This is a genomic window from Actinacidiphila rubida, assembly GCF_900110255.1.
GTDB classification, from domain to species: domain Bacteria; phylum Actinomycetota; class Actinomycetes; order Streptomycetales; family Streptomycetaceae; genus Actinacidiphila; species Actinacidiphila rubida.
Window position 1 is genome coordinate 1 of sequence record NZ_FODD01000097.1, and the last position, 7009, is coordinate 7009.

Genomic DNA, 7009 nt, shown 5'->3' on the forward strand with positions numbered 1-7009 from the left:
GGTCGGGCTTCGGGTGGGCCGGCGATGGTCACCAGCGTGCCTCCGGCTCGCACCAGCCGTGCGGACCGCTTCGCGATGTCGCCGCCGATCACGTCGAAGACCAGGTCGACTTCGCCAGCGTCTTCCAGGACGTCGTTGTCGAGGTCGACGAACTCGCGCGCCCCGAAGTCGATTGCCGCCTGCCGGTCGGCAGCGCGCCCGGTGCCGATGACGTAGGCGCCGGCCTCGCGGGCGAGTTGGGTCACCACGGAGCCGACTCCGCCGGCCGCCCCGTGGACCAGGACGCGCTGTCCTGACTGGAGACGCCCGTGCACGAACAGTCCCTGCCATGCGGTCAGGCCCGAGATCGGCAGGCTCGCACCCACGGTGAAGTCGACGTCGCCGGGCAGCGGCGCGAGGTTGCGCGCCTCGACCGCCACGTACTGCGCCAGCGTGCCGTCACGCGTCCAGTCCGTGAGACCGAACACCCGCTGCCCCACCGACAGCCCCCTCGTCCCGTAACCGAGCGCGCTGACCACACCGGCCACCTCGTGCCCGGGAACCGACGGCGTGCGATCACGCCCGAGACGATCAGTCCAGCTCGACGGCCACGACAACTCACCCGGAGTGAAACCCGACGCATGAACCTCCACCAGCACGTCGTTCCCCGCCGCCTCCGGCTTCGGACGCTCCACCAGAGCCATCCCCGCCGTCCCCGCGGCCTGATCCGTCACCACAACCGCCTTCATCAGGCACCTCCCTGCACCGAGCCTCGGTCCGTGCGGTGCACACCGAGCCTGGCCGCAACTGGACGATTTCGTCCAGTCTAGTGCCTTGGCGGCGCCCGGCAAGCAGAGTGGCGCCTGGCGGTGAGCGGTAGAGACCCGGCAAGCCTGCGGACGGGGGGCGCACGGGAGGGTCGACTGGACGCCGCAAGGCGTGTCGACGCGTGACCCATCCATGCGCATTCGACCTGATGGGGAACATGGCCGCACCCATCCTCGTCAGTGCCACTATCGCGCTGGTCGCTCAGGCTCGCAACCTTCGTGGACCGCACCCGGGGCATGTCCCGTCGTCGCAGGTCGGCAGTGCAACCCCACGTGTTTACTCAAAGACCGAACAAGACGTCTTGCGAATGCGGAGGTTACCCTGAGGGTAAATCCGAGTGGGTCGCTTCACTGTGTGCAATCGTCCGGTGACGCACATCGAGATACGGACTCCAGGTAGGAAAACAATGAGCATGCGAACGGAATCTTACCCGCAGTCGCAACCACCCGATGGTTTTCGCTCCGAATATGCGGAAGTGAACGGCTTTCGTATGCACTACGTGCGGGGTGGAACAGGATCGCCCGTGGTGCTGATCCACGGGTTCCCGCACTGCTGGGCCGAGTGGCGGGAACAGATGGGCCCGCTCTCCGCAACGCACACGGTGATCGCCGTCGACCTGCGTGGTACGGGTGAGTCCCAGGTCACCGAGGGCGGCTACGCCGCCGCGCAGTTGGCGGAGGACGTGCATCAGCTCATGGAGCAGCTGGGGCTCAACGAGGGCGTCCAGATCGTCGCCCACGACATCGGCGTGTGGGTCGCCTACGCCTACGCGGCGCAATGGCCGTCAGAGGTGCGGCGCATGGCGGTGATGGAGGCTCCGCTCCCGAATGACAGCGTCTACGGCTTCCCCGTCCTCAATGCCGACCCGGACAAGCCCTCTGCGTGGCACTTCGGTATGTTCCAGCTGCCTCTCGCCGAACATCTCATCGCCGGTCACGAACGTGTCTTCGTCGAGGAGATGATGGCTTCGTACTTGGTCGGCAACACGTCGCCGTTCACAGCTTCGGACTACGAATTCTACGCGCATTACCTGAAGGAGCCGGGTCGCACGACGGCCTGGATGAATGTCTACCGGGGCCTCCGAACGAACATTCAGCAGAACAAGGACTTCCTGGCTCGGGGGAAACTGACGATGCCCGTCCTCGCGATCGCCGCCCAGGATTCCTGGGGTGAAATGGTCGAGAGCCAATGGCACGACTACGCCGAGAACGTCCAGGGACGGCTCCTGAAGGGTTCGGGGCACTTCGTGACGGAGGAGAAGCCGCAGGAAGTGACGGAACTTCTGCAGTCTTTCCTGCAGAAGTAGGCGTCAGGGGAGCCGGCACCCCGTGAGCCGGTGGGGCCGCCGGCGTGGGGGGGTATGCGGGTTGCGGGGCTGGTGTGATGCTGCCGCCATGCGAGGCCCCTGTCCGGGGCTCGCGCTCTCGTACGGGTGGGCGGAGCGCCCGTCGCCAGGCGACGCCTATGCGTGCCGCAGCGGTGCGAAAGTGCACGAAATGGACTATCTAGTCCAACCGGTGTGATAGCATCGGAGGATGGCATCGACTGGCCGGAGGCGTGGACGAAGGCATGCGTCGCGGCAGCGGTGACCCGTGAAAGGACTCGTGATGACGACCACTGAACCGTCCAACAGGCGCCTGACGACGCGCGGCGCGAAGACGCGGGCAAGGATCGTCACCGCAGCGGCCGAGCTGATGTACGTCAAGGGGGTCGGGACGACCACGCTCGACGACGTGATCGCGGCGAGTGGTGTGAGCAAGTCGCAGTTGTACCACCACTTCGCGGGCAAGGACCCGCTCGTACGGGCCGTCGTCGACCACTTCGGAGAGCACGTCATCCAGCGTGAGCGCGACGCTCTCGGCCATGTCTCGACGATCGCGGGGCTTCGACGCTGGCGGGACGCCTTGGTGCAGAACAACGCCCTGCGGCACGGTGCCTACGGGTGTGCGCTCGGCTCGCTGGCCTCCGAGGTCTCCGATCACGACGATCTCGCCCGCCGTGCCCTGTCGGAACTCTTCATCGAATGGCAGGCACTCCTGGCCGGCGTGCTGCGCAGGCTTCAGGACAGTGGTGCGCTTCCACCCGAGGCTCCGGTCGACCAGCTCGCGACCGGGCTCATGGGGGCTCTTCAGGGCGGGTACATGCTGGCCCAGACGGCGCGCGACGTCACGCCGATGGCAACGTCCATCGACATGGCGCTTGCGCACATCGAGAGCCTCTCCTCCGGTTGAGTTCACCTCAGTCCATGCCGTAGGTCCGCGGATCCACGGGCCGCTTGGACTTGGGAAGACCGCCCACCACGAGACGGTAGGAGTCGAGCACGAGCTCCTTCAGCAGCTTCTCGTCGATGGTGCCGCCGCCCGACACCGTGATCCAGTGCCTCTTGTCCATGTGATAGCCGGGGGTGACGTGCGCGTGCTGCTCACGCAGGGCCGCGGCGTCGTCCGGATCGGCTTTCAGGATCACGACCGGATGCCCCGGCATGGCGGTCATGAGCATGAAGACCTTGCCTCCCACCTTGCAGACGTCCCATTCGGGGTGGACGCGATGCTCCACGTCGGCGCCCGGCAGTTCCGCAGCGCGGGCGCCCGCGATCTTCTGCAGTTCCCGTCCGTCCATCCTGATCAACTCCTCTGTATGTCCGCGGCCCTGCGCGTTGATGCGGCGGGCTTGGCGACCTGACCGTCAGGCGCGGGCGGTGCCCTGTTCGGGACGCGTCCAGATCAGCACGATCTTCCTTCCGCCGGCCTGTCCGGCCGTAACCGAGGCGAACGCCGTCGGCCCCTCGCTCGACGGCAGGACCGTCACGTTCTGCCGCAGCTTTCCCGACACCACGGCCTGGGCCAGATGGCCCAGTTGCGCGGCATCCGGCCGAACGTAGAGGTCCTTGCTGACGATGCCCCGGTCCCCTGCCGGCGCGTCAGAAGTGAGGGAGATCAGACGCCCGTTGTCGCGCAGCAGGGACATGGCCTCATGTGCCGTACCGCCGGCGGCGACGAGCGCCGCGTCGAACTTCCCGGGAACCCGTTCGGCCCACCCCGGATCGCGGTAGTCGACGACCGCGGCCGCGCCCAGGGCGGACAGCCGCTCGACCGCTGCCGCCGACGCCGTGACCGTCACTTCGATCCCGCGCGAGGCGGCGATCTGCAACGCCAGCGCGCCGGTGGCCCCTCCGCCGTTGGTGATCAGGAGCCGCTGCCCGCTGGTCAGCGCCAGTTCTGCCAGTGCCTGGTACGCCGTGAGCCCGGCAACCGGCAAAGCCGCCGCTCGTGCGGCGTCCAGCTCGGGCGGGCAGGGCGCCGCACCGGCCGCGGTGATCAGCACCCGCTCTGCCCAGAAGCCGCTGCCGCCAGGCAGCGGGGCCTCGTGCGCGAGCACCCGGTCACCCACGGAGTAGTGCTCGACGCCCGGACCGACCGCCACCACTCGGCCTGCCCCCTCCACCCCGAGCGCGGCCGGCGTCCGCAGTCCGACGTCCCAGCCGGTGCCGTTCAGCAACCGGTCCCACGGGCCGACGCCGGCGGCGTCCACCTCGACGAGAAGCTGGCCGGCCTCGGGAGCCGGCGGTTCGGGAAGCCGCAGCAGGGTGACGTCGGCGCCCACCGCGGAAACTCCGCATGCCTTCATGATCGTCCCTTCCTTGAATCCGGCCGGCCCGGAGGTATGTCCGTCCGGCGGGCGTGCCATCGCCTCGGTACGGCGAGGGGCGGTCGGTCGCTCCTTGTTCACTGCTCGGTGACGCTGGATGGTCGGCTGTCCCGCGTGCGTACGTCCGCACGACCCGTCGGCGTGCTCATGTCGGTGCGCGGGTCGCGAGCGGCGATGACGGTGAAGAGGGTGGCGACGAGGGCGAGTGCGCCGTATCAGGTCGCGATCTGCGGCAGCGAGAAGGTGCTGGACAGTCGGCCGGAGACGAGGCTGGGAATGGTCGCGCCGCTGTAGCTGAGGAGGTAGATCACGGCGAAGATCGCTGCCCGGTCGGCCGGGGTACTGCCCTGCAGCAGGCCACGAGTGGCGGCGCTGATGGAGATGCCCTGGCCGGCTCCGGCGACCACGGTCGCGGCGATGAACAACGGCAGTGCGCCGGTGGCGACCGCGGCGATGATGCCGATCCATCCGGCGAGGAAGGCCGTCATGCCGATGCGCTGAGCGCGCGCGGGCGCGAACCGGCCGCCCAGGGGGGCACCCAGAGCACTGGGGGCCATGTACGCGGCGAACACCAGTCCCAGCACGAGTGAGCTGCGGGTGTGGAGTTGATCTTCGACCAGCGCGGGTACGAAGGCCTGGTAGAACGCCCCGGTCGCCCAGGTGGGCAGGAGCACCGCGGCCGCGACGGCGAGCAAGTGCCTGGACCGGGTCGGCAGGCCGACACTGGGTCGCAGTGATCGCCGTGCGCCCGGCATCGCGGTCGCGGTCTCCTGGCCGACGGTGATGAGCACGATGGACAGCAGGAGCAGCCCGACGGCGACCAGGTAGACGAGCTCGCGGGGCCAGGGACCGTACTGGACCAGGGCGCCGGACGTGATGGCGCCCATGGCGAGGCCGAGCATGACCGTCTGGCTGGAGGCGACCGAGGCCAGCCAGGCCGGTCTGGTGGGCGCGGCATCGACGATGTAGGCGGTGAGGCTGCTGCTGGCGAGCCCCGCGCCGAGGCCCATGAGGACCCGGCCGGCGATCAGCACGCCGATGTGGTGCACGTCCAGCAGCACCAGGCAGCCCAGCACGAGCAGGACGAGGCTGGCGATCGAGACGGGCCGCCGACCCACGTGGTTGGACAGCCGGCCCAGTACCAGCAGCGTGCCGATGGTGCCCACGGAGTAGGCGGCGACGGTCATCGAGATTCCGGCGTTGGTGAACCCGTCCTCGGCCCGGTAGATGTTGAACAGGGGGATCGTCGAGCCCACCGCGGCAAACGCGGCCACCAGGGAGAAGACCGCGGACACGAACGTCAGCCGGTGCGTTTCGTCCGGCCGGTCCACGTCGGTCGCTGGTGTCGTGTGCTGCATCGAGCCGTGCCCTTCTCGTGTTCTGAACCAGCCGGGTGCCGGGAGCGCTCGGCTTGTGCACGCCGTGGTGGCTGGGTGCCGCGGAGGAGCCGGTGGGCCAGCGCCGCCCGGCGGCGTCGGCGCTCCGTTGTCTCTAGCGTGACTGGACGACACCGTCCACTTTAGGGTGCCATGGCGCCGACTGGCAAACGTCCGCGCGCTGAGTCCCGGCGGCCTCGAGGTTGGGGCCGGCTCTCGTAATAGCCAGCTCAAGCGGAGGATTCGGAGTCGGCCTGTCGATGCGCGCCGGTCGGCCGCAGTCGTCCGGGAGCGCTTCGCGCCGGACTATACTGGACTCTATCGTCCCTTTAGCGGTAAGCATGCGGCGGTGTCGACAGCCGATCCGTGAACACAGCGGTCGATAAGTCGTCCGGCCTTGGCCTGCGGTCCAATCCGCGCAGGCAGACACTGGATAGAGAGAGGTGCCTGATGAAGGCGGTTGTGGTGACGGATCAGGCCGCGGGGACGGCGGGGATGGCTCTGGTGGAGCGTCCGAAGCCGGAGGCGGCGGGGAACGACGTGCTGGTGGAGGTTCATGCGTCGGGTTTCACTCCGGGTGAGTTGTCGTGGCCGTCGAGCTGGACTGATCGTCTCGGGCGTGATCGCACGCCGTCGGTTCCCGGGCACGAGGTGGCCGGTGTGGTCAGCGCGCTCGGTTACGGGACGAGGGGGCTGTCGGTGGGGCAGCGGGTGTTCGGTCTCACGGACTGGACGCGTGACGGCACGCTGGCGCAGTACGTGGCGGTCGAGGCGCGCAACCTCGCGCCGCTGCCCGGCGACGTCGACTTCACCGTGGGTGCGAGCCTGCCGATCTCGGGCCTGACCGCATGGCAGGGACTGTTCGTGCACGGGCGTCTCCAGTCAGGACAGCGCGTCCTGGTCCACGGGGCGGCCGGCGGAGTCGGCTCCGTGGTGACCCAACTCGCCCGCGAGGCCGGCGCCTACGTCATCGGCACCGGACGCGCCGCCGACCGGCAGGCCGCAATCGACTTCGGCGCGCGCGAGTTCGTCGACCTCGACAACGACGTCCTGGAAGACGCCGGCGAAGTCGACCTGGTCTTCGACGTGATCGGCGGCGACATCGCGAAGCGGTCCGCACGGCTGGTGCGAGCCGGAGGCACGCTGGTGACCATCGCCGGCCCACCCGAAGCCCGACC

General features: G+C 68.9%; 7 protein-coding genes. 3 read left to right on the forward strand and 4 right to left on the reverse strand.

Annotated elements, in window-relative coordinates; all coding sequences use genetic code 11:
• The coding region (locus BMW99_RS38670; RefSeq protein WP_075018412.1) for an NADP-dependent oxidoreductase at positions 1-728 on the reverse strand (728 nt) is incomplete at its 3' end.
• Between the two features lie 602 nt (positions 729-1330).
• Here BMW99_RS38670 and BMW99_RS38675 point away from each other — a divergent pair.
• A complete protein-coding gene (locus BMW99_RS38675) occupies positions 1331-2113 on the forward strand; it encodes an alpha/beta fold hydrolase (protein WP_245791811.1) in 783 nt (260 codons plus the stop codon).
• Between the two features lie 301 nt (positions 2114-2414).
• On the forward strand, positions 2415-3038 hold the full coding sequence (locus BMW99_RS38680; RefSeq protein ID WP_069462187.1) for a TetR/AcrR family transcriptional regulator: 624 nt from the start codon (positions 2415-2417) through the stop codon (positions 3036-3038).
• A gap of 7 nt (positions 3039-3045) precedes the next feature.
• Here the strand turns inward: BMW99_RS38680 and BMW99_RS38685 are convergent, their stop codons facing one another.
• The 3 genes from BMW99_RS38685 to BMW99_RS38695 all read right to left on the reverse strand — a co-directional run bounded on the left by BMW99_RS38685 (position 3046) and on the right by BMW99_RS38695 (position 5813).
• Positions 3046-3426, reverse strand: a complete 381-nt coding sequence (locus BMW99_RS38685) for an MmcQ/YjbR family DNA-binding protein (protein ID WP_069462186.1) — start codon at positions 3424-3426, stop codon at positions 3046-3048.
• A 66-nt stretch (positions 3427-3492) separates the two neighbouring features.
• Positions 3493-4434, reverse strand: coding sequence for an NADP-dependent oxidoreductase (locus tag BMW99_RS38690; RefSeq protein WP_176735397.1), 942 nt, complete (start codon positions 4432-4434; stop codon positions 3493-3495).
• Between the two features lie 236 nt (positions 4435-4670).
• Positions 4671-5813 carry an MFS transporter gene (locus tag BMW99_RS38695; RefSeq protein WP_245791812.1) on the reverse strand — a complete coding sequence of 381 codons (1143 nt, stop codon included), beginning with the start codon at positions 5811-5813 and terminating at the stop codon, positions 4671-4673.
• Between the two features lie 468 nt (positions 5814-6281).
• Between BMW99_RS38695 and BMW99_RS38700 the strand changes: the two genes are divergently transcribed.
• Positions 6282-7009, forward strand: a 728-nt coding sequence (locus BMW99_RS38700; protein WP_075018412.1) for an NADP-dependent oxidoreductase, incomplete at its 3' end; no start/stop codon positions are given.